The sequence below is a fragment of the Nonomuraea insulae genome, from assembly GCF_042656245.1.
The window spans coordinates 8,471-30,071 of the sequence record NZ_JBHSPA010000109.1 but is presented as its reverse complement, the minus strand read 5'-3'; the positions used below and the strand labels follow the sequence as shown (position 1 = coordinate 30,071).

The 21,601-nt window shown below is 69.6% G+C and carries 24 protein-coding genes; 13 read left to right on the top strand and 11 right to left on the bottom strand.

The features are described from left to right. Positions 1-5 precede the first annotated feature (5 nt). From ACFPZ3_RS60935 to ACFPZ3_RS60915, 5 genes are all read left to right on the top strand, one after another. Complete coding sequence (locus ACFPZ3_RS60935; RefSeq protein ID WP_379523599.1) at positions 6-188, top strand: hypothetical protein; 183 nt, start codon at positions 6-8, stop codon at positions 186-188. A gap of 112 nt (positions 189-300) precedes the next feature. Then, complete coding sequence (locus tag ACFPZ3_RS60930; protein ID WP_379523598.1) at positions 301-786, top strand: ABC transporter permease; 486 nt, start codon at positions 301-303, stop codon at positions 784-786. Further along, positions 738-1,019, top strand: coding sequence for a hypothetical protein (locus ACFPZ3_RS60925; protein ID WP_379523597.1), 282 nt, complete (start codon positions 738-740; stop codon positions 1,017-1,019). Before ACFPZ3_RS60930 ends, ACFPZ3_RS60925 begins: the two co-directional genes overlap by 49 nt. After that, complete coding sequence (locus tag ACFPZ3_RS60920) at positions 1,016-1,492, top strand: ATP-binding cassette domain-containing protein (protein WP_379523596.1); 477 nt, start codon at positions 1,016-1,018, stop codon at positions 1,490-1,492. Before ACFPZ3_RS60925 ends, ACFPZ3_RS60920 begins: the two co-directional genes overlap by 4 nt. 34 nt (positions 1,493-1,526) lie before the next feature. After that, positions 1,527-2,438 carry an SDR family oxidoreductase gene (locus ACFPZ3_RS60915; RefSeq protein WP_379523595.1) on the top strand — a complete coding sequence of 304 codons (912 nt, stop codon included), beginning with the start codon at positions 1,527-1,529 and terminating at the stop codon, positions 2,436-2,438. 10 nt (positions 2,439-2,448) lie between these two features. On the opposite strand, the gene ACFPZ3_RS60910 is transcribed toward ACFPZ3_RS60915, so the two are convergent. The 3 genes from ACFPZ3_RS60910 to ACFPZ3_RS60900 all read right to left on the bottom strand — a co-directional run bounded on the left by ACFPZ3_RS60910 (position 2,449) and on the right by ACFPZ3_RS60900 (position 7,072). After that, positions 2,449-3,831 (bottom strand): FAD-dependent oxidoreductase, encoded by a 1,383-nt coding sequence (locus ACFPZ3_RS60910; protein WP_379523594.1) that lies wholly within the window; start codon positions 3,829-3,831, stop codon positions 2,449-2,451. A 331-nt stretch (positions 3,832-4,162) separates the two neighbouring features. Continuing rightward, a complete protein-coding gene (locus tag ACFPZ3_RS60905) occupies positions 4,163-6,154 on the bottom strand; it encodes an FHA domain-containing protein (protein ID WP_379523593.1) in 1,992 nt (663 codons plus the stop codon). Between the two features lie 312 nt (positions 6,155-6,466). Further along, positions 6,467-7,072 carry an HAD family hydrolase gene (locus tag ACFPZ3_RS60900; RefSeq protein ID WP_379523592.1) on the bottom strand — a complete coding sequence of 202 codons (606 nt, stop codon included), beginning with the start codon at positions 7,070-7,072 and terminating at the stop codon, positions 6,467-6,469. 269 nt (positions 7,073-7,341) lie between these two features. Between ACFPZ3_RS60900 and ACFPZ3_RS60895 the strand changes: the two genes are divergently transcribed. Both ACFPZ3_RS60895 and ACFPZ3_RS60890 read left to right on the top strand, forming a co-directional pair. Then, entirely contained in the window at positions 7,342-7,887 is a 546-nt protein-coding gene (locus ACFPZ3_RS60895) for an LOG family protein (protein WP_379523591.1), read from the top strand. 157 nt (positions 7,888-8,044) lie between these two features. Beyond that, positions 8,045-8,677 (top strand): LysE family transporter, encoded by a 633-nt coding sequence (locus tag ACFPZ3_RS60890; protein WP_379523590.1) that lies wholly within the window; start codon positions 8,045-8,047, stop codon positions 8,675-8,677. A gap of 504 nt (positions 8,678-9,181) precedes the next feature. Here ACFPZ3_RS60890 and ACFPZ3_RS60885 read toward each other — a convergent pair. Continuing rightward, positions 9,182-9,634 (bottom strand): hypothetical protein, encoded by a 453-nt coding sequence (locus ACFPZ3_RS60885; RefSeq protein WP_379523589.1) that lies wholly within the window; start codon positions 9,632-9,634, stop codon positions 9,182-9,184. Between the two features lie 177 nt (positions 9,635-9,811). Here ACFPZ3_RS60885 and ACFPZ3_RS60880 point away from each other — a divergent pair, with 177 nt between their 5' ends. Both ACFPZ3_RS60880 and ACFPZ3_RS60875 read left to right on the top strand, forming a co-directional pair. Continuing rightward, positions 9,812-10,030 (top strand): hypothetical protein, encoded by a 219-nt coding sequence (locus ACFPZ3_RS60880; protein ID WP_379523588.1) that lies wholly within the window; start codon positions 9,812-9,814, stop codon positions 10,028-10,030. 383 nt (positions 10,031-10,413) lie between these two features. Then, a complete protein-coding gene (locus ACFPZ3_RS60875; protein ID WP_379523587.1) occupies positions 10,414-11,346 on the top strand; it encodes a hypothetical protein in 933 nt (310 codons plus the stop codon). 21 nt (positions 11,347-11,367) lie between these two features. On the opposite strand, the gene ACFPZ3_RS60870 is transcribed toward ACFPZ3_RS60875, so the two are convergent. Next, on the bottom strand, positions 11,368-11,505 hold the full coding sequence (locus ACFPZ3_RS60870; protein WP_379523586.1) for a hypothetical protein: 138 nt from the start codon (positions 11,503-11,505) through the stop codon (positions 11,368-11,370). A 196-nt stretch (positions 11,506-11,701) separates the two neighbouring features. Continuing rightward, a complete protein-coding gene (locus ACFPZ3_RS60865; RefSeq protein WP_379523585.1) occupies positions 11,702-12,304 on the bottom strand; it encodes a TetR/AcrR family transcriptional regulator in 603 nt (200 codons plus the stop codon). A 144-nt stretch (positions 12,305-12,448) separates the two neighbouring features. Here ACFPZ3_RS60865 and ACFPZ3_RS60860 point away from each other — a divergent pair, with 144 nt between their 5' ends. The 4 genes from ACFPZ3_RS60860 to ACFPZ3_RS60845 all read left to right on the top strand — a co-directional run bounded on the left by ACFPZ3_RS60860 (position 12,449) and on the right by ACFPZ3_RS60845 (position 16,283). After that, on the top strand, positions 12,449-13,885 hold the full coding sequence (locus ACFPZ3_RS60860; protein ID WP_379523584.1) for an MFS transporter: 1,437 nt from the start codon (positions 12,449-12,451) through the stop codon (positions 13,883-13,885). 88 nt (positions 13,886-13,973) lie between these two features. Beyond that, positions 13,974-14,435 (top strand): SDR family NAD(P)-dependent oxidoreductase, encoded by a 462-nt coding sequence (locus ACFPZ3_RS60855; RefSeq protein ID WP_379523583.1) that lies wholly within the window; start codon positions 13,974-13,976, stop codon positions 14,433-14,435. 2 nt (positions 14,436-14,437) lie between these two features. Then, positions 14,438-14,926 (top strand): hypothetical protein, encoded by a 489-nt coding sequence (locus ACFPZ3_RS60850; protein WP_379523582.1) that lies wholly within the window; start codon positions 14,438-14,440, stop codon positions 14,924-14,926. A gap of 79 nt (positions 14,927-15,005) precedes the next feature. Continuing rightward, complete coding sequence (locus ACFPZ3_RS60845) at positions 15,006-16,283, top strand: SGNH/GDSL hydrolase family protein (protein ID WP_379523581.1); 1,278 nt, start codon at positions 15,006-15,008, stop codon at positions 16,281-16,283. Positions 16,284-16,355: 72 nt separating this feature from the next. On the opposite strand, the gene ACFPZ3_RS60840 is transcribed toward ACFPZ3_RS60845, so the two are convergent. The 5 genes from ACFPZ3_RS60840 to ACFPZ3_RS60820 all read right to left on the bottom strand — a co-directional run bounded on the left by ACFPZ3_RS60840 (position 16,356) and on the right by ACFPZ3_RS60820 (position 21,443). Beyond that, positions 16,356-16,934, bottom strand: coding sequence for a hypothetical protein (locus ACFPZ3_RS60840; RefSeq protein WP_379523580.1), 579 nt, complete (start codon positions 16,932-16,934; stop codon positions 16,356-16,358). A gap of 696 nt (positions 16,935-17,630) precedes the next feature. Then, positions 17,631-18,356, bottom strand: coding sequence for a maleylpyruvate isomerase family mycothiol-dependent enzyme (locus tag ACFPZ3_RS60835; RefSeq protein WP_379523579.1), 726 nt, complete (start codon positions 18,354-18,356; stop codon positions 17,631-17,633). 86 nt (positions 18,357-18,442) lie between these two features. After that, on the bottom strand, positions 18,443-19,618 hold the full coding sequence (locus ACFPZ3_RS60830; RefSeq protein ID WP_379523578.1) for a sugar ABC transporter permease: 1,176 nt from the start codon (positions 19,616-19,618) through the stop codon (positions 18,443-18,445). Between the two features lies 1 nt (position 19,619). Next, positions 19,620-20,348, bottom strand: a complete 729-nt coding sequence (locus ACFPZ3_RS60825; RefSeq protein ID WP_379523577.1) for an ATP-binding cassette domain-containing protein — start codon at positions 20,346-20,348, stop codon at positions 19,620-19,622. Then, complete coding sequence (locus tag ACFPZ3_RS60820; protein ID WP_379523576.1) at positions 20,349-21,443, bottom strand: sugar ABC transporter substrate-binding protein; 1,095 nt, start codon at positions 21,441-21,443, stop codon at positions 20,349-20,351. Positions 21,444-21,601: the final 158 nt, after the last annotated feature.

Sequence of the window (21,601 nt, the reverse complement as noted above, 5' to 3'; positions counted from 1 at the left end):
TGCCGGTGCTCTACCTCTACCTGTACAAGCTCTCCGGCGGACTGCTGTTCCCGTCGGAGACCAACACCGGTCTGCTCTTCGTGACCAAGGACAACGTGGGGCCGTACCAGACCACCAAGACCCGCTTCGAGGGCTCGGACACCGCCCAGAAGGTGGTCGAACGGTCCGGGGCCATCGCCCGCGCCTGAGGCGTCGGCCGGGGTTCGTGACGTACGGCTTGCGTCCGCGACCGGCGCGAGCCGTACCTCCATGAGGAGGAGGGCGGCGTGCCCGACATCAGCGTTTCTGACCGGCGACAACATGGTCAACATCACCCAGGCGGCCGCACCCAGCGCCATCGTCGCCTGTGGCATCGTGCTGCTGCTGGTCAGCGGCGAGATCGATCTGTCGGTCGGGGTGGTGGCGGCGCTGGCGCCGTTCATGATGCACTACGCGATCGACTACTGGGGGTTGCCGGGTGTCCCGGCGATCGTGCTCGCCCTGCTGACCGGCACGGCTGTCGGGCTGGGGAACGGGCTCGTCACGGTCGTGCTGAAGGTGCCCTCGTTCATCACCACGCTGGGCAGCTTCTACCTGGTGACCGGGATCGTGCTGACCACGTCCGGCGCCTATCCGGCCGAGATTCCCGCGTCGGTGGACAACCAGGTCGGGCAGTGGCTGGGGGCGGCCGTCTGGGCGCATCTCGCGTGGGCGCTGGTGATCGTGGCGTTCTTCCACGTGTTGTTCACGCGTACGCGGTGGGGCTGCACACGATCGACCCCAACCTGGGCGGCGGCACCGGCCTGATGTTCACCGCGGTCTCCGCGGCGGTCATCGGCGGTACGGCCCTCGCCGGCGGCTCCGGCACGATCATCGGCGGCGCCCTGGGCGCGCTGGTGCTGGCCGAGCTCCAGGACGGCTTCAACCTGATCGGCATCTCCGCCGACCCGTACTTCCTGAACCTAGGAGGCTCGATCCTCCTGGCGATGATCGCCAACGTGTACCTGAGCCGATTGAGAAGGGCAGGCAAGACGACGTGACCTCTCCGAACGCCGACGCCACCGGCCCAGCCGACGACGCAGTGGACGTACTGCGTGTCGAGCACGTCTCCAAGCGCTTCGGCACCGTGACCGCGCTCCGCGACGTCGACATCCGCCTGGCCAAAGGCGAAGTACTCGGCCTGATCGGCGACAACGGCGCCGGCAAGTCCACCCTCATGAAGATCATCTGCGGCTTCCACCAGCCCGACACCGGCCGCATCCTGCTCGACGGCGAACAGGTGTCCCTCAAATCCGTCGACCACGCCCGCTCGCTCGGCATCGACACCGTCTACCAGGACCTGGCGTTGATCAACGAACGTCCAGCTGACCGCTGCCGGCTACTGGTGGGCGTTGTCCATGGCGCAGATCGCGACCTCCCGGCTCCGCTACGTGGCTATCGCATGTGTCAGTTACTGGCGCTACTTGACGCCAGCAACTGGCGCTACCTAAAGTCAGCAACTGGCGCTGCGTAGTGCCAGTCACTGACGTAAAGTGGGGGAGCGTTTCATGCACGTCTTTGTCACCGGTGGTTCCGGCCAGACCGGCCCCGCGGTCGTCGCCGAGCTCGTCGCGGCCGGCCACACCGTCACCGGTCTGGCGCGTTCGGACACCGCCGCCGCCCGGTTGGAGTCACTGGGAGCCACGCCACACCGCGGCTCCCTGGACGACCTCGACAGTCTGCGCAGCGGCGCCGAAGCCGCCGACGGTGTCCTGCACATGGCCTATGGCGGCGACTTCTCTGACCTCGACGACATGATGAGGCGCGACCGGACCGCGATCGAGGCGCTCGGCCGGCCGTTGGAACACTCGGGCAAGCCGCTTGTCGTCACCTCGGGCACCCTGGTCATGCCCGCCGGCCGGGAGACCACCGAGAAGGACGAGCCCGACACCGCCGGGATCGCCGCCTTCCGCATCGCGGGTGAGCGAGCGTGCCTGGGCTTCGCCGCCCGGGGAGTGCGCGCGAGCGTGGTCCGCCTCGCTCCTACCGTCCACGGCCCAGAAGACCACGGCTTCATCCCCATGCTCGTCGCCACCGCGCGAAAGACCGGCGTCTCGGCCTACGTCGGTGACGGCGCCAACCGGTGGCCTGCGGTGCACCGGCTCGACGCGGCGGTCCTGTTCCGTCTGGCAGTGGAGAAGGCACCGGCAGGCAGTGTGCTGCACGGGGCGGCCGAAAGCGGCGTCACTCTGAAGAGCATCGCGGAGACGATCGCCCGGGGCCTGGATCTGCCCACGGTCTCGCTGACCCCCGACGAGGCCGCCACGCACTTCGTAAGCCCGTTCATGGCCATCGCCTACGGCTTCGACGGGCCTGTCTCCAGCTTTTACACCCAGGAGCTGCTCGGCTGGTCACCCACCCATCCGACACTGCTCGAAGACCTGGAGCACGGCGATTACTTGGCCACGCCGGCCCCCTGACCCCTCTGGCTCAGAACCTTTCGGCCAGCCGCCGGGCCGCGACCTGTACGATGTCCCACGCGGTGGCGAACGGCGGCGCGTAGGACAAGTCGGACCAGGCCAGGTCATCAACGGTCGCGCCGTGCCACAGCGCGGTGGCAACGGTGTCGATACGCTTGCCCGCGCCACGCCCGCCAATGATCTGCGCGCCCATCAGCCGATGATCCGACGGCGCTGCCAGCAACTTCACCGCTATCGGGTCGGCCTCGCTCATGTAGCCGCTGGCCGTGCTGCCCTCGGTGACCAGGGACGTCACCTCGATGCCGGCGGCGGCGGCCTCACGCTCATTCAGACCGGTGCGGGCGATCTCCAGGTAGGTCGTGCCCACAGCGAATCGGGTGATCGCGGTGCCCAGCACGCCGCCGAACCGCAGCGCGCCTGGTGTGACGAGGTTCGTGCCGACGATCCGGCCCTGTTTGTTGGCATGGGTGCCGAGCGGGATGTAGGTCCAGGTGTCGGTGAGCCGATGCCGGGTCTCGCAGCAGTCACCGGCGGCCCAGATCCCGTCGGCCAGGCTCCCGTCCGGCTCGGGTCGCAAACCGCCGCTTGGGCCGCTCGGCAACTTGCCGAGGTCAAGGTAGCCGGTGTTCGGTGTGATCCCCAGCGCCAGCACGACCAGGTCCGCCGGATAGAGCTCGCCCTCCGCCGTGTACACGCCACGCACCCGTCCGTCCGGCACGTCCAGCCGCACGACCGGTGAGCCGACCACGACCCGGACTCCCGCCTCGTGCATCCCCTTCTCGATTCGAGCGGAGAAGTCAGGGTCCAAGGAACTCATCACCCGAGTGCGGGTGATCACGGTGACCTCGTAGCCACGCCTCGTGGCGGCCTCGGCCATCTCGACGCCGATGTAGCCGCCGCCGGCGACGACCACCCGGCCACCGCCCTTGGGCAGGCCCGTGAGCAGGTCCAGCCAGACAGCGCCGTCGGTGAGTGTTTTGACCGGCGCGACGCCGGCATACCGTTGCCCGGTGCTCGGGTCGATGGCCCAGTCCGGCACCACGGCCGACGCGCCGGTCGCGATCACCAGCTCGTCGTAGCCCAGCACCTGCTCACCGCCGGCGTCCTGGTAGGTGACGGTGCGGGCCTGCCGGTCGATCCCGGTCGCGGTGGCGCCGAGCCGCAGGTCGATCCCGGCTGCCCGGTGCTCCCCGGCGGTGCGGGCCACCAGGGCGTCGCCGCTGGAGACGTCTCCGGCGACCCAGTAGGGGATGCCACAGGCGGAGTACGACGTATCGCCGGTCGCCTCCAGCGCGGTCACAGCCAGCTTGGTCCCGGCCGCCCGGATCGCCTGGTGCGCCGCGCTCATCCCTGCCGCATCGGCTCCGATGACCAGCAGACGGGTGGCGCTCACCGAGTCACGTCAATCGAGGCCATAGCTCGGAGCCTACCCAGCTCTGGACGGAGACGGAGCCCTCGCGAGAAGCAGCGAGCCGACCTGCGGCGATGCAGATCACACAGCACGGTGATCGAAGTGTGTCCAGCCGCCCGACGCCGTTCGAGCAGCCCGCATCCGTGAGCTGGGGTTTCCTCGGTCGGCCGCGTCCGCGAAGATCGTCTATAAGAGGCTTGCCGTCCGCATGCCCGACGACCCTTGGGTGATCTGGGCCGCCGGGGTCAAGGGAGGCGGATCTGGCGGCGGTCAGGCCGGCCCGGTCCACCTTCTCGGTGCGCCGGGCCGGGATCTACCGGGGGGCCTGTGCCGTTGGCTGTGGCGATCGGGTTGCCGATCTGGAGATCAGCATGGTGTGCTGTTCGCGTTCGCTGGCGAGTCGTGGAGCCCACACAGGTTCTCCACTCGGAGCTGACGCGGGCTCCTCGCGGTAGAAGATGTCGATGTCGACCTCCTCGCCGCCCATGACCACTGTGTCCCACTCATCGCTGATGACCAGGATGCGCAGGGTCTCAGCCGACAGCCGGCCGAGGTGGGCACGCAGGGCGGCGTCGTCGGGCAGGCCGGAGACGCGTTGTGACAGACGGCCCCGGATGATCCCAAGCCGGTCCATCAGTGTGTCGATGTCCGCCGCGACCTGCGCCTCGGAACTCGGAGCGGTCTGCGCGCCGGCGCAGCCCTTGGTGATGTTGTCCTTGATGGCACGGGTGACGCCGTCCTCGTCGGCCGTGACCATCGCCTGCCAGGCACGGCTCTTGTGCCGGTACTGGAGCATCGCCATGGCTGCCTCGTGGCGGATGAAGTCCGCGTCGCGGAAGGCCCGCCCGCGCCAGGCCTGGCTGAGCGACCGGGCCAGAGAGATGGCCGAGGCCAGCCCGCTGTTGAGCCCGCGACCCGGCCAGAAGTGGATGGCGTTGGCGGCGTCGCCGAGCAGGAAGCCGTAGGTGCCCGGGGTGGCGGACGTCGGGGCGTGCAGGCGCGCGGTGAAGCGCGGCCGCTGCACCATGTCGAGGCGGAAGGCGGTGACGGCGCTGAGGTTGTAGTCGGCCACACCGAACATCGCCAGCCCTTCCTGCACCCGCCGCCACAGGGCAGAGCCTTTGATCAGGGCGGGCAGGAACAAGGTGCCGTGAGTGGAGCAGTGGAAGTCACCGTCGTCGGTACGGCCCATCATGCACGGGTTGGCGGCGACACACTCCTCGAACACGCGACGGACGGGATCGATGCCGACGACCTCCTCGGCCTCCTCGTCGGTGAGTCGCATGTTGAGGAAACCCTCGCCGCCCAGGGCGTTGAGCAGGTAGCGGTTCTGGGCCACGGTCAGCAGGACCGACATGGCGTCAGGCAGGTCGGACTTGACGCGTAAGCCCAGCACGACATCCTGCAGGTGCTTGCCGTCCAGGGAGTAGATCGAGCTGTCGGCGGTGCCGAACTTGCCGGTGAAATGCTCCCGCGTGCGCGAACGGCCACCCTCGCAGATGGCGAGCACATGATCCTGCTTCGCGCTGTCGCCATGCTCGCCGGGATCGAAGCGGGTGGGGATGAGCCGGATGCGGTCGGGCTTCTCGCCGGCCATCTCCAGGAGCGTGTCCTCGATGTAGGCGATGCGGAGGTTGCGCGGGGCGTGTCCTCGGATGGAGTCGGGGCCGGGCGGCCACATCTCGGAGTACGCCCCGGGCTTGAACAGCCGAGCCTGCACCGGGCCGGGGAGGTTGATGTACTGGCGGCTCTGAACCGTGACGACCTGCTGGCGCCGTACATTGCCCTGATCTTGCCCCTTCCACCTGACCTGAGGACCGTCCTGGGTCCAGCGGCCGTCATAGACGGTGACGACCACCCGTGCGCCCATGAGGTGCTCCAGGAGGAGCGCGAAGCTCAGCCCGACGGGCCCACCGCCGGAAACGGTCACCCGGAGTACCGGCTCCGGATTGACCGGCGGGGCGGGTCCGCTCGCCTGCGGCAGCGGGGGTGGGCCGAGGATCGTCGCGACGTCGTCGGAAGGTTGGAAGCGGAACTGCTCGTCGCCGATCGTGATCAGGTCGTCGGCCTGGAGCACGTGTGAGGTGACGCGCCTGCCGTTGACCAGCGTTCCGTTGCGGCTTCCCAGGTCGTGCAGGATGTAACGCCCTGCCTCGTTGCGTATCTCGGCGTGGCGGCGCGAAGCCCGTTCGCTGGAGAGCACCACGCTGCAGTCTTGCCTGCGGCCGAAGGTGGTCGGCGTGTCACCGAGCGGGAAGCGGCGGTCGGTGAGGGGGCCGTCGTGTCCGACGATGGCAGGGGGCATGGTGCCTTCCTTATCGTGACAAGAGATCTAGCCCTCGATGAGCCCAAGTCCATCATGGGCGACCGAAAGCAGCCACGTAAGTGGGAAGTACGCACATCGGCTCAGTCGGCGACGTCTGTCCCGGTCTTGCGGACCACTCGATTTCACCCAGGCCCGGGGGATGCCGGCCGTTGGCCCGATGGCTCTTCATCTAAACCGCGATCTTCGAGCGGCCGCATGCGGCTTTCGCCCGGATGGAAGCCAGTCGCAGCGGACGGGCTGCTCGCGGGGCCTCGATCGGGAACCGGCTGCCTGGCAGCGCGATCGTGGTGTCTACGCGCTCGGAGGACGCACGGCTTGCTCAAGGGCGTCCACGCTCCGGAAGAGGACGGCGCTCCAGCCCGCAGCGCGTGCCGTGTCAGTGTTGGCGGCGCTGTCATCGATGAACAGAATGTCGCCGGGGGCGGCGCCCAAGCGCTTCAAGGCGGCATCGAAGGCGGCCGGGGCGGGCTTGCGGTGTCCGAGGCGATGGCTGAACAGCAGGTGTTCGAAGCCTGCGAACATCGTGGGATACAGCCGGAGCAGCACGTCCTCCTCCAGCGGACCGTTGTTGGTGAAAAGTGCCAAGGACCGTGCTCCGCGGTGGTGTTCCAAGGTCTTGCGGACTGCCTCGTCCGGCCGGAAGGCACTGCACCAGGCGACGTCGAGATCGTCGTCGCTGCCGATGAAGCCGGTGGCGGCCCGGATGCGCTGCCGGATCTCCACGGGGTTCGGGTATCTGCCCGCGTCACAGTCGGCGCTGAACCCGGACTGCCACAGCAGCTTGTCGATCTGGTCCGCGGGGAGTGCGAACGTATCCGCCATGTGTCGCAGGCGACGGGCGTGGTCGAACTGAAACAGCACGCCACCGAGGTCGACGACCAGATGTGAGCGGCTCATATGGCGTCCTTTGCGCGCTGCGGCCCGCATCGGTCGTCCACGACGATGTTCATTTCGCTCCTAGGTCGTCAGCTGGCCCATGGATCTCGTATATGGGAAAATGTCTCTTATGTGAGACATTATAGAGGATACATCGCCCCAGAAGCACAGCTCCTGTCGGTGCGTGACGCCGCACTCAGATCCCAGCCGGCTACCACCCACGATCAACCCCGCACCTCGTCGAGCCATGACATCGCTCCGAGAACGCTGCTCACATCAGATGGAGACGTATGAAGCGCATTGCCATCTTCGCTGGTTCGTCGTCCGGCGCCGACCCCGGCTTCGCGGACCTGGCCGCCGCTGTCGGTCGCGAATTGGCCGGGAGGGGGATCGGCGTGGTGTACGGCGGCGGGCGCGCCGGGCTCATGGGAGCCCTCGCCGACGGAGCCCGCGAGGCCGGCGGCGAGGTGATCGGAGTGATCCCGCGCAGCATGGTCGAGCGGGAATGGGCCCACGACGGCATCACCGAACTGCACGTCTGCGAGACGATGCACCAGCGTAAAGCGATCATGGCGGAGAAGGCCGACGCCTTTCTGGCCCTGCCGGGAGGGCTCGGCACCCTGGAAGAGATCTTCGAGGTGTGGACCTGGCGGCAACTCGGCTTCCACCACAAGCCCGTGGGTTTCCTGAACGCGGGCGGCTTCTGGAGCCCCCTGCTCAACGCCCTGGACGCCATCGCCGCCAGCGGGTTCCTGTCCGCCCTCGCCCTGGGGGACATCGTCGTGGAGCAAGAACTGCCCGCCGCACTGGAAGCGCTCTCCGGACGGATCATCTGACAAGCCCCAAATTCGCTTGCGGGACAAACCGAGCTCCCCAGATACTCTTCGCCATGATCAAAACCCCCTTCTTCCTGTCGCTCGCCCACGCCGCCGCCCCGGCGGTGCCGGGCCGACAGCAGATCCGCCGCCTCTGGAGGCCGATGCTCTTCCGAGCATGATCGCCGCCCTGGTCGCGGGGCTCCTGGCCGGTTATGGCATCGCCATCCCGGTGGGCGCGGTCGCGACATATCTGGTGGCTCTCACCGCTCGAACGTCCCTGAAGACCGGAGCCTTCGCCGCCCTCGGGGTGGCGGCCGCAGACGGTCTGTACGCCTTGATCGCCGCCCTCGGCGGTGCCGCGCTCACCCCTTTCGTGCAACCGGTCGTGGCCCCACTGCGCTGGGGCGCGGCGCTGGTCCTCATCGCCCTGGCCCTTCGGGGAACGACGACGGCGATCAGGCATTTCCGCCAACGCCGGAGCCCCACCACCACCGATGACAGGCCGATCAGTCCGGCAGGTGCCTTCTGGTCGCTGCTGGGCCTGACGATGCTGAACCCCCTCACCGTGATCTACTTCGCGGCGTTGGTGCTCGGCATGCAAACCTCGGCAACCGTGCATGTCCTCGAACAGGCCGTGTTCGTCGCAGCCGCCTTCGCGGCCTCGGCGAGCTGGCAACTACTCCTGGCCGGCAGTGGTGCGCTGCTCGGCCGGCTCATCACGGGCAGCCGCGGGCGGCTGGCCACCGCCCTGATCTCCAGCGCAGTGATCATCTTTCTCGCCCTGCACCTGCTCTCGTCCGCGACCTGATACGACGAGAACGCGGACACCTCTCCCATGAACCCGGGGCGCCAACCGGTCCGTCCGGTCGGCGCCCCTCAACTCCCGGTCTGGGAGGCGATGGCGCTGCACACGTCGCCCGGCATCCCGACCGCTCCGGAGCTCTCGGCAACCGCCTCACGCCGGCTCGAGTGAACAACTGCCCCATGCTCGGCCGACCGTTGGACCCGTGGAGACAGCCCCGGCGATTCGCCCGGGGTCTGTGATCGTTTCCGGGGTAGGGCAGAGCGGAGCAGGTGCGACGCCGTGAATCGCGATGCGCGGGCTCCGGATCAGCTGGCGTGTTCGAGGCGGGGCGTTTCAAGGGTGGGCGTTTCAAGGAAAGGCGGTCGCGCCGGAACGGTTACGGTCATGGAACTGCACTGCATCGGCGGACCGCCCGGCCACGGCTTCGTCCCGATCCCGTCGACCTGGTCATCCCCGTGCCCGATGCGCCCGGCCGGTGCCGCGGATGGCGCCCGGGGCGGGCAGGACTCAGTTCACGCAGTCCTGAGTGTTGAGGCCGAGGCCGAGCTCCGCCACCTTGTCTCGCCGGTTGACGCCGAAGTAGAAGTACGCCTTGCGGTTGCCCGGCACGGTGACGTAATAACCGCTCACCGCCTTCTTGACGCTCGGGTAGGCCCGCTTGACCTGGCGGAGGGTGGAGCCGACGCCGATGCCGCCGGGGGTGCGTGCCCCGGTGGGCGCGAAGATGACGGCGACGCCGCGTTTCTTGGAGATGTAGAGCCCTCCCTTGTCGCGGTGGGCCTTGAAGTCCCAGCGGGAGCAGTTGTCGCGCCGCTTGAGCACGATCTTGCCGGTGGCCTTGGCCTGCTTGACGGTCATCCCGAGCTTGACACCGCCGTAGCCGTACGGGCCGAAGGTGCCCGGTCCGGTGGTGGCGGCACCCGCCGGGTTCACGATCATCAGCGCAGCACTCGCGGCCATCACTGCCGCCGTTTACCGGTCGCGTCATGCGCATCCCCATCGCCCCGTTCTTCCGAGCAGCCGTCGGTATCCCTTCCTTGGATGCCGTCTCCCGGCGAAGAGTTCGGGTCGTTGCCCCACGTCGAAGACTCTACGGGGCATGAATTCGGCAAGGCGCGCTGTCAGCCCGGATGTGTCTTGGCCAGGCTGATCTACGCTTCCGGCATGGCATTTGTTATCCCGGAGATCAAGGTCGGCCTGGCCGAACTCGGCGGCGAGCAGGGCACCTGGTGCTCGAAATGCGGCAAGCGTGCGACCCTGTACATGGTTGATCCGGTGTCCGGAAGCCACGCGTACGCCTGCACGGCTGACGTCGGCGCAGAGCTAGAGGCCATGCTTCTGCGGTCCGCCGGTTAGGCGAAATCAGGCCGGTTCGCGCTAGCCGATCGAGAATCGTAGTCCAGACCGCACAACGTTACCGACCAGTCGTCGAACAGGCCGAGGGCAAGGTTGCGGAGGGCGGCGAGCACTTCGCCTGCCGATGATCACATTCGCTCACGTCACAACCCTGCGAGGGTTTCGCGTGGTGTGCGCGAGTTCCGGCCGCCAGGGGAGGGAAGCGCGTGCGGCATGATGATCGGCCGTGCTTCTTCGCCTGGCCTATCTGACCGTCACGAACACTTCCGCCGCGCTGCGGTCTCGCAAGATCGCGTCTTGCGCTCGCCCGCCCGCCCTGCCTGCTCGCCTCCGGTGTTCGGCCGGCTGATGTCGGTGAAGCCGGGAGGGCTAGGATGCCGCGCATGCAGCGCCCCTTTGCCCACAAACTGGCCGTCGGCCTGCTCGCCGTCCTCTGGCTCGGCCTCATCGCCGGCTTCGTGCTCGTCTGGCGGAACGACGTCGTCCCCTTCGAGATCTTCGTGGGGGTGTTCTGGAGCGCGGTCTGGTATTTCTGGCTTGCCCGGATCTGGCTCGGTGGGCCGATGGCGATCGGGCTGATGCGCAAGGCCCTGTTCACGATCTGCCCGATCATGATTGGTGCCAGTGCCGTGGCCATCGGGATCACTGACGGTGAGGTGTACCCGTCGCAGCTGATCGGGGTCGCGGCCGCGTTGTGCGGGATCGCCGGCGGGGTGCTGCTCAGCCGCGGGGACGTCAAGAGGTGGAGCCAGTCGACCGTCGCGGTGGGGATGGTCCGCCAGCCGCCCGACGGAACCGCCTTCGACCTGCGGGCCGCCGCACTCCGGCAGAACAGGGGCAGGTTCGGCTGCCTGATGATCGTCGTCACCGTGTTCATGCTGCTCGTGGTCGGCGTCATCGGCGCCATGTTGCCCGCTGGCCGGGGGATGAACGCTCTGGACTACACCGCCTTCATGGTCGGTGTGGTGCTGGTGGTGATCATCGGCATCGCCGGATATATCCGGATAAATCTCCAGGCTGGGGCGATGGGCGTACTGACCATCACCGAGCGGCACATCAACGAGCACCCCTGGTCCAGGCTCCGCTCGGTCGCCCTCTCCTACCAGGGCGAAGCGGCGGTCGTGGACGGCGTCCGCAGGCACCCGTCGGTGCGGCTCGACCTGTCCCTCTACGATCAGCCGGACGAGCACTCCCTCACGCTGCCCAATGACGCCATCCTGCACGGCTCGATCGCGGCGGCGCTGGCGACGCACAGCCCCGAGGGCGTGTTCCTCGGCTGGGTCCACCGGACCGACGCGACACCTCCGGTCCGGTGAGCACTGCGTGCGGGCGATCCGCTATCGGCAGGTCGTCGCCGGCGGCGAGCAGAATGCGACCTCGGGGTAGCGCAGGGAGGGCTTGTCGAGCAGTGGCTGCCGCTTTCCGCGCAGGTGCAGGTCGAGGAAGGCTGCGACGTACCTGCGGGTGAGGTCCACCGAGCGGGTCCCGGTGAGGGTGCCGCCGAGCTTGACGCCGATCTGGCCGGACCATGACCACCGGCGTCGCCTCCGCGGGCGCGATCTTCGAAGCCTCAGGCTTTCTGCGCGCCCTGTCCCCGCACCTCTCGCCGCACGTCCCGGCCGACACCCGCGGTTGACCGGCGACTGAGCCGTGCTCATCGTCTCCGCCTCATCAGATGACCCCGTTTCGGGCCGCCGCCAGTGCCGCCGCGGCGGCCCGGTCCGCGGCGGCCTCGTCGAGCGCTTCCCCGGTGTTGAGCAAGGCGTAGTACAAGGGCGCGGAGACGGCGGCGATCACCCGGTGCGGGTCGGCGCCGGGAGGCAGCTCACCGCGTGCGATCGCGTCGGTGACGCAGCCGGACCATTCGTCGATGCGTACGGCGTAGAAGGAGTGCAGCGCCCGCGCGGCCTCCTCATCGCAGAGCGAGGCGGCGATCAGTGCCTTGAACAGGCGTCCTTGGCGGGGGTCGGTGAGGGTTTTGACGACCAGCCGGGCGTTGTCGCGCAGGTCCTCCGCCACGCTGCCGGTGCGGGCGCGGGGGAGCGAGGTTTCCGCCATGTCCTTGAGGAGGTCGGCGGCGAGCGCGCCGGGCGTGCCCCAGCGGCGGTAGACGGTGGTCTTCCCGACCCCTGCGAGGCGGGCGACCTCGCCGAGGTCGAGCCCGTGGAAGCCCTTCTCGGCCAGGGTGTCGCCGGCGGCCTGGAGGACGGCCTCGCGGACGCGGGCGGTGCGTCCGCCAGGACGGATGGCACCGGGTGGTGGGGCGGCGGTCATGACGAACTCCTTCTTGCGTGAGCACTTATCGGGACCCTGGTTCCCTTAACGCGCTATCTGGTGCTACCGTTCTCTCATCTTAACGGAACTGTGAACCCGTTTGCTGCGGCGTGCCGTCCGGCACGTCTGAGAGGAAGCCCCGTCATGACCACCACAGAAACCCTGCCGGCGTCCGCTCACGAAGCGCCGCGACACTTGACCGGCCGCCTGCGTGTCATCCTCGCGGTGCTGCTGGTCGCCCAGTTCATGCTGGCCGTCGACTTCTCGATCCTCAACGTGGCCCTGCCCGCCATCGGGGACGACCTCGGCTTCCCCCTGGCCGGCCTGCAGTGGATCGCCACCGCCTTCGCCCTGTGCGCGGCCGGGTTCACCCTCTTCTTCGGCCGCATCGGCGACCTGATCGGCCGCAAGCGCATCTTCCTCGGCAGCCTCGCGCTCCTCGGCGCGGCCTCCCTCGCCGGCGGCCTCGCCCCCACCCCCGAGATCCTCATCGCGGCCCGGGTCGCCCAGGGCCTCGCGACCGCCGCTGCCACCCCCGCCGGGCTCGCGCTGCTCACCACGTCCTTCCCCGAAGGGCCGCTGCGGCAGAAGGCGCTGGGCCTCAACGGGGCTCTCATGTCCGCCGGGTTCACCACCGGCGCCGTGCTCGGCGGCGTCCTGACCGACCTGCTGTCCTGGCGCTGGGCGTTCTTCATCAACGTGCCCGTCGCCCTCGCCGTGCTTCTCCTCGCCCCCGCCGTCATCGCCGAGTCCCGCCCCGCCGCCCGGCCCCGGCTGGACCTGCCCGGCGCGCTCAGCGTGACCCTCGGCCTGCTCGGCATCGTCTACGGCCTGACGCAGGCGGGCGAGCACGGCTGGACCCACCCCCTGGCCCTGATCGGGCTGCTGGCCGGCGCCGCCCTGCTCATCGTCTTCCACCGCGTCGAACGCACGGCCGCCCAGCCCCTGGTCCCCCTGCACGTGCTGCGGAAGCCGACCGTGGCCTGGGGGAATCTGCTCGGCCTGCTCGCCTTCGTCACCGAGACCTCGCTGGTGTACCTGCTCACCCTCTATCTGCAGAAGACCCTCGGCTTCTCCGCCCTCGCCGCCGGGCTGTCCTTCGGCGTGCTCGGGCTCGGCACCGTGATCGGCGGCCTGCTCGCCCCGAAGGCGATCGCCCGCACCTCGGTCGTGACCGTGCTGGTCGGCGGCGGGCTGCTGCAGACGGTCAGCACCGCCGTCCTGCTCCTCCTCGGCGGCACCCCGGCCTCGATGGGGCTGCTGCTGCCCGCCACCTTCCTCGGCGGCGTCGGCAACATGCTGGTCATCGTCGGTTTCATGGTCACCGCCACCACCGGGCTGCCCGACCACCAGCAGGGCCTGGCCACCGGACTGGCCTCGATGTCCCAGCAGGTCGGCATCACCATGGGCACCCCGATCATGTCCGCGATCGTCACCGCCACTACGGGCGGCGTCGTGACCGCGGGCGCCGTCCTGCACGGAGTCACCGTCGCCATCGCGGCCAACGCAGCCCTGGTCCTGCTCGGCGTGCTCATCGCCGCGCTCTTCCTGCGCGCCCGGCGCGACCGCGCCCACACCTGACCGGCCCCCACTCCTGACCGGCCCCGCTCACCCCTGGCCGACCGCGCCCAATCCTGACCGACCCCGCCTTGTCTTCACGGAGCACATCATGGATCTTCAGCTCACCGGCACGGTGATCCTCGTGACCGGCGCGACCAGCGGCATCGGCCTGGCCACCGCCCAGGTGCTGGCCGCCGAGGGAGCTCGCGTCGCGGCCCTGGCGCGCGGCGACTCCGGCACCCCCGCATTGCCGCCCGGCACGCTGCTCATCCGCGCGGACCTCACCGACGCGGCCACCCCGGCACGGGCCGTCGCCCAGGTCATGGACCGGTACGGCAGGCTGGACGGCCTGGTCGACAACGCCGCCGCCCTGACCTCCCGCGATTCCTTCGCCGCCATCGGCGACGACCAGTGGCACGCCACCTTCGAGCTCAACCTGCACGCCGCCGTCCGGATGACCAGGGCCGTGCTGCCGCTCTTGGAGAGCAACCCCGCGGGCGGAGCCCTGCTCCACCTCGCCGAGGCTCTGCGCAGGCTCGCCCCATCCGACCAGCGAAAGGACTCGCGATAACCGTGAATGTTCCCCCCGCCTCGCTTGAGGCTCTCGTCCGCCACTTCGTCGACCTGCGCGACGGCACCCATGCCGGGCACGCCACCCGCCAGGGCAAGGAGCGCGCCTTCGGGCAGGCCGTCGGCCTCCTCGACGCGCCCGCACGGCAGGTGCTGGCCGAGTTCGACCGGCACCTCCTCCTGGGCGCCGGCACCATCGAGGCCACCGGCCTGCGCGCCGACGCCGCGGGTGGCAGCTTCGCCACCTGGTCGCTGTCGTGGCCGGCGCAGCGGGCGGCGGGCATCGCGCCGATCACCCTGACCGCCCACTTCGGCGCTGGATTTCACCACCCGCACCTGCGGGGCGCCACTGTCAGGGAGTGGCCGCTCAACGTCACTGACGCGCAGCACGCGGCGGAGCTCGTTCCCGTCCTGCGGGCCATCGCCGCCGCCGATCTGCACAACCTCGTGTTCCAGCGCGACTGGCGCATCGTGCCCGCCATCCGCCCTTAACGGAACTACATTGCCATTAAGCCTGCATGCCGCTATATTCCCATCTAACGGAACTAAATTCCCATTAATGGGAGATGTGATGAACCTTTTTGCTACCAGGACCGGCACCGCGCTGGCCGCACTGATGATCGCTTCGGGGGCGCCCGCGGCCGCCGCCGTCCCCGCCCAGGCTGAGGTCGTTCGGCAGGCGGAGTGGCAGGCGGCATGGATGGCCGCGCCGCAACGGGCCAGCACCGGTTTCGAGCCCAACTGGTCGGAGGACGGCTTCAGCGGCCAGAGCGTGCGCCAGGTGGTACGGCTCACCGCCGCCGGGTCCTCCGTGCGCATCCGTCTGTCGAACGACTACGGCCCTTCGGCCGTTCGCCTGACCGGAGCCACCGTGGCCTACGCCGGGCAGGGGGCATCGGTGCGGCAGGAGCCGGTGCGGCGCCTGGCCTTCGACGGCGCCCCGTCGGCCGACCTCCCCGCGCACGGCGCCCTGACCAGCGATCCGGTACGGCTGCGCGTCCAGCCGTTCCAGTCCGTGGCCGTGACGCTCTACTTCGCCGGCACCACCGGCCCGGCGACCTTCCACTCCCAGGCCTACGCCACCAGCTACCGCGCCCAGGGCGACCACCGCGCCGACACCGCCGCCACCGCTTTCAGCCAGGCGACCCACTCCTGGTACTACCTGTCCCGCATCGACGTCACCGGCGGCAAGGATCCGGAACGAGACGCCGTGGTGACCTTCGGCGACTCCATCACCGACGGCTTCGGCTCGGCCAACGACGCCAACGGCCGCTACCCCGACGAACTGGCCGAGCAGCTCGCCGCCCGCGGCACGTCCCGGCCGGTTCTGAACGCCGGCATCGGCGGCAACCTCGTGCTGAACGACTCCGCCTGGTACGGCGACCGGTCGGCGTCCCGCTTCCGCCGCGACGTACTCGACCAGCCGGGCACCGGCACGGTGGTCGTCCTGCAAGGTGTCAACGACATCGGCTTCAGCGAGTCCGTCACCCCCACCTACACGCCCGCACCCGTGGTCTCCGCCGACGAACTGATCGCCGGCTACCGGCGGCTCATCGGACTCGCGCACGCCAAGGGGATCAAGGTGGTCGGGGCAACGCTGCTGCCCTTCAAGGGCTCCGACCATTGGGGCGCGCACGCCGCCACCGTCAGCGACGCCGTCAACCGGTGGATCCGCACCTCCGGCGAGTACGACGCGGTGGTGGACCTCGACCGCGCCATGGCCGCCCCCGGCGACGCCGACGTGCTCAATCCCGCCTACGACAGCGGCGACCACCTGCACCCCAACGACGCCGGCTACACCGCCATGGCCGGCCACATCGCCGCCGAACTGACCTCCAAGGCGAAGTAAGCCCCGCGACGAGACTCACGCGTCCGGCCTCCCCAGCGAGGCCGGACGCTCCGTCGCTTGTGCGAACGAGGGTCATGCGGCCGCCGGTCGGGTTGGAGGTGACGCCCAGCAAGCGCATGCGGCGTGCTGACCGACTCCGGAACCGGCCTGCTCGGCCGTGACCGCGTAAACGGGAAGTTCGGTGATCGCGATCATCGCCCCCCACCCCGCACAGTTGCCCGCGCCGGACTGGGACGGCGACCAAGGCCTGGCCGGCGATTCACACCGCATTGCCGACACCAGCACCGCCAGCACGACCAGACCGGCCACCACCATGGTGAACCCCACGGCGAACCCGGGCACGACGAAGCCGGGAAGTCCTTCCCTGGGCGCCGACGGGACCTTTGACCACGCGAAGCCGGCCAGGGCCACGAAAAGAGCGACGCGCCCCCAGGCCCACCGACGCGCGGATCGCAGCGCCAGTCGCGGCCGGCGCTGCCACCGATGCGGCAGCGACTCGTCGCCCGTCACCAGCCGCCTGAGCCTGTCCAGGGCGACCACCAGCCCGACCAGCACCACCACCGCCAAGCCAAGGACGACATAGGTGCCGAACGGCACGCGGCGCAGCTCATCGTGATCCACCAGCCAGGCCATGGACGGGCCGGGGCTCATCAGCCATGTTATGGGGCCCGGACTCGTCAGCCAGGCCATGGACGCGACTGCGACCAGGACGTATCCCGCCACGAACAGACCAACCCGAACCACGCCACCCGCACGAAACGGGCGCGGGCATCCGCACGCGTACGGCCGGTTCCGAACCAGAGCCCGCCGGCGACGAGCGCAGGAACGAGCAGCCCCGCGATCACGCCAAGAAGGTAACCGCCACCGTCTGACACCACTCAACCCCCGGTTGCCGTTCCCTCGGCTGAGCCATTGGCCGATCGCCGGCGTGCCGCTCCGTGGTCCACGACGTTCGCCGACCGGGCATTCCGGCTGATCCCCACCAAATAGGAACCTTAAGTATCCTATTAAGGTACTCTAGTAACTAGAAATCGTTTCGGCGCTGACCCAACGGCAGATCTTCGGGGGGACGGCGGCCACTTGGCTGGCTGCGCGTCGCTCGCAGATCTTCGGTGACCGCCTGGAGCCAGGTCTCGGCGTCGGCGTCGGCGCGGGCGCGGGCGCGGGCCGCCTGGTCGGCCTGCTCGCGGAGCCGCTCGCGCTGTGCCTGTGGGCCTGCGACGCCTGCGCCCCGATCCACGAGTCCTCGCCGAGGCCGCCAGTCGCCTGGCTGCCCCGGCCAGCCGGCAGGGATGAGGCCGATCGGGCGGGTGCCGAGCGTCCCACGTGGCGTTGGCAGCCGGCTCGTCAGAGCGCGTAGTTGCGCAGGACGGTCAGTGCCTGGGCGGCGTACGGGCCCGTCGCCTTGAGCGCCGAGTCGGCGGGGGACAGGCGGCGGGCGCCGACGCGGCAGAAGTCGGCGGCGGCACCGGTGATGGCAGAGGCGGCGGCCGGGTCGCCGAGCCGCCAGAGGTCGCCGTCGGGCGCGGTGAGCTCGCAGTGGACGGGGCCGCCCTCGATGCCCTCGACCTCGAAGGCGTACGGCAGGGTGCGGTGGCCGAGCCAGGCGATGTGGCGGAGCCGGGCGGTGTCGGGGTAGGCGATGCCGAGCGGGTCGGTGATGTCGTGGGCGTGGGCCCAGTGCTCGGCCAGGCGGGTGGTGGCCAGGGTCGCCGGGGAGAGTGAGGTGGCCACCCAGGACAGGCGGGCCCCCTTGGGCCGGGCGCGCAGCGCGCCCGGGGTGGCGAAGGCGGCCGCGCGCCACCGGGCCAGGAGGGCGGCGGGGGCGATGTCCCGCTGGGCGGCGACGAGGGCGTCCGCCACGGCGTCCACGTCGCCCGGCGGCCGGATCAGCTCATCGCCCGCGATCGAGGCGGCGACCAGCTCCTCGCTCTGGGTCAGGTGCAGGACGACGTCGGAGACGGTCCAGCCCGCGGCGGCCGAGGGGTGGGCCCACTGGTCGGCGGTGAGCTCGGCCAGGACGGCGTCGAGCTGCTCGTACTCGGCTTTGAGGTCGTCGAAGATCTCCGTCATAGGAACACAGTACAGAACAATGTTCTGGATGTCCTTGGCGCGTAAAGGGGCGTCGATCTCCGACCTGCGAAGTAGGCCGTTCAGCCTCACTTGACGCTGCCCCTGCGGGCGACCGAGTCGATCGCCACGGCCAGGGCCAGCACCGCCGCGGTCACCATGAACCTGACGGAGGAGTCCACGTTGAGCAGCAGCATCCCGTTGGTGATCGACTGGATCACCAGGATGCCGAGCAGCGCGGCGTACGGCCGGCCGCGGCCCCCGAACAACGACGTCCCGCCGATCACCGCGGCGGCGACGGCCATGAGCAGGACGTCGCTGCCGCCGGAGGCCTGGTTCACCGCGGACAGGCGGCTGGCCGCGAGGATGCCGCCGAATCCGGCGAGCACGGAGGCCAGCACGAACGCGAGCACCCGGATCCTGAACACGTTGATCCCGGCGCGGCGGGCGGCGTCGGTGTTGCCGCCCACCGCGTACATCCACCGGCCGAACACGGTGTGCCTGAGCACCAGGTCGAGCACGATCACCAGCGTGCCGAAGATGACGAGCAGCAGCGGCACGCCCCGGTCGGCGGACAGGATCGTCACGGCCCCCGCGAGCACCACTGCCGCCCCGCCGATCCGCAGCGCGGTCAGGTACACCGGCGGCACCGGCAGGTCCGCCGCCCGGCGCGCCCGCCTGCCGATCAGCGCGGTCGCCGCCCAGCCGCCGGCCAGCGCCGCCACCAGCGCCCAGGCGAGCCAGGCCGGCAGCCAGGTGTCGCTCAGCTTCGAGACGAACCCGTCGAACGGCAGGTTGATCGTGCCGCCCTGGCCGAGCAGGTAGAGGAGCAGCCCCTGCCAGCCGATCAGGCCGGCCAGCGTCACGACGAACGACGGCATGTGCAGCCGGGTGTGCATCAGCCCGTGCAGCAGGCCGATGGCTCCGGCGGCGGCGAGCGCGACCGCGATGGCGGCCACGGGGTTCCAGGACTGCTTGACGTACAGGATCGTCATCACCACCGCGCACAGGCCGCTGACGGAGCCCGCCGAGAGGTCGATCTCGCCGAGGAGCAGCACCATGATGATGCCGAGCGAGATCGTGCCGGTGGCCGCCATCTGCAGGGCGAGGTTGGTGAGGTTCTCGGCGGACAGGAAGTGCTCGTTCAGCGTGCCGAAGACGGCCGCGATGACGACGAGCCCACCGGCGACCGGCCAGGCTCCGAGGTCTCCGCGCCGCAGCCGTCTCACCGCCTCCTTCGGCGTGTACGGCGTGCGCGTCAACATGTCAGCGCCCATCTGCGCTCGCTCCAGTGATCGCGGCCACAATGGTCTCCTGGGAGGCTTCGGCCGTGGGGAACTCGCCGGCGTTGCGCCCGAGCCGCAGCACGACCACCCGGTTGCTCATCGCCCGTACGTCGGCGAGGTTGTGGGAGATGACCAGCACGGCCAGGCCCCGGTCGCGCAGGCGGGCGATCAGGTCGAGGACCTGGGCCGTCTGCTCCACGCCGAGCGCGGCGGTGGGCTCGTCGAGGATGACCAGGCGGGGAGCGCCGATCAGGGCGCGGGCGATGGCCACGGACTGGCGCTGGCCGCCAGAGAGCATCGCGACGGGCACCCTGATGTCGCGGATCCGTACGTCGAGGGAGGTCAGCAGGTCGCGGGCGGCGCGTTCCATGGCGAGGTGGCCGAGCACCGACCAGCGGCGGAGTTCGGCGCCGAGATACAGGTTGGCGACCACGTCGAGGTTCTCGCAGAGGGCGAGATCCTGGTAGACGGTGGAGATGCCGAGGGACTGGGCGTCCCGGGGAGTGGCGATCCTGACGGGACGGCCCGCCACGGAGATCGTTCCGGCGTCGGGGGTGACGACCCCGGCCAGGACCTTGACGAGCGTGGACTTGCCGGCGCCGTTGTCGCCGACGAGGGCCACGACCTCGCCCTCGCGCAGGTCCAGGCGCACACCGTCGAGGGCCTGGACCGCGCCGTAGGTCTTGGAGATGCCGGTGACGGAGAACATCTACTGGATGCCCGCCTTCGCGCACGCGTCCTTGACCTCGGCCGTGCAGATGTCCGCGGCCTTGTAGAACTCGTCCTTGACGATCGTGTCCTTGATCTTGTCCTTGGTGACCGGGATGGGGTCGAGGAGGAAGGCGGGGATGTCGGCGGTGCCGTTGTTCACCTTGGCGGGGGCGGCGGGTGCCTGGCCCTTGGTGAGCGCGACGGCGAGCTCGGCGGACTTCTCGGCCTCGGCTCTGATGTCGAGATAGATGGTCATGTACTGCTCGCCGGTGAGGATGCGCTGGACCGCGGCGAGCTCGGCGTCCTGGCCGGTGATCGGCGGGAGTTCGGTGTATCCGGCGCGCTTCATCGCCGCGATGGCGCCGCCGGCCATGCCGTCGTTGGCCGACAGCACGCCCACGACGGAGTCGCGGCCGAGCGCGGTGATCGCCTGCTCCATCTGCTGCTGGGCCTTGTCGGGGCTCCAGTCAGGGGTGTCGAACTCCTTGCCGATCCTGACCTGGCCGTCGAGGATGTTGTGCGCGCCCTTCTTGTAGTCGGCCGAGCTGGGGTCCGTCGGTGCGCCGTTGATCATCACGATCTGGCCCTTGCCGGCGGTGCCCTTGGCGGTGAGCGCGTCGAGCAGCGCCTGACCCTGCATCTCGCCGACCCGTACGTTGTTGAACGAGACGTAGTAGTCGTAGCCGATGCCGGAGATCAGCCGGTCGTACGCGATGACCGGGATCTTCTTCTGCCTGGCCTGGTTGACCAGCGGCGCCACCGCGGCGGCGTCGACCGCGTCGAGCACGAGCACGTCGGCGCCCTGGGTGAGAGCGGCCTCGACCTGCTGCTGCTGTTTGCCGGCGTCCTGGTCGGCGTTGTTGTAGAGCACCTGGCAGGTGGCGCAGAGAGCCTTCACCTTCGCCTCGAACAGCGGCCGGTCGAAGGCCTCGTATCTCGTGGTCTTGGACTCCGGCAGGAACAGGGCGATCGTCGCCCCTTCCTGCTGGGAGTCGGCGGATGTGGTAGCGCCCGGCGCGCCGCCGGAGCCGGTGCCGCAGGCGGCCGCCAGCAGGACTGCCACAACGGGGAACGTCTTCCATCCTCGGCCCATCGCGTGTTTCCTTTCCCGCGACCACCCTTGGTAGTAAGAAAGGTAATTTACTATCAAGGGCGTTGGCTACCCTTCGGACCCGTTCACATCGAGGAGGAGGCCGGCGTGCGTGGTGAGCTGAGAAACCCGACCGGCTGACGGAGTGGGCGTCGTGAGAA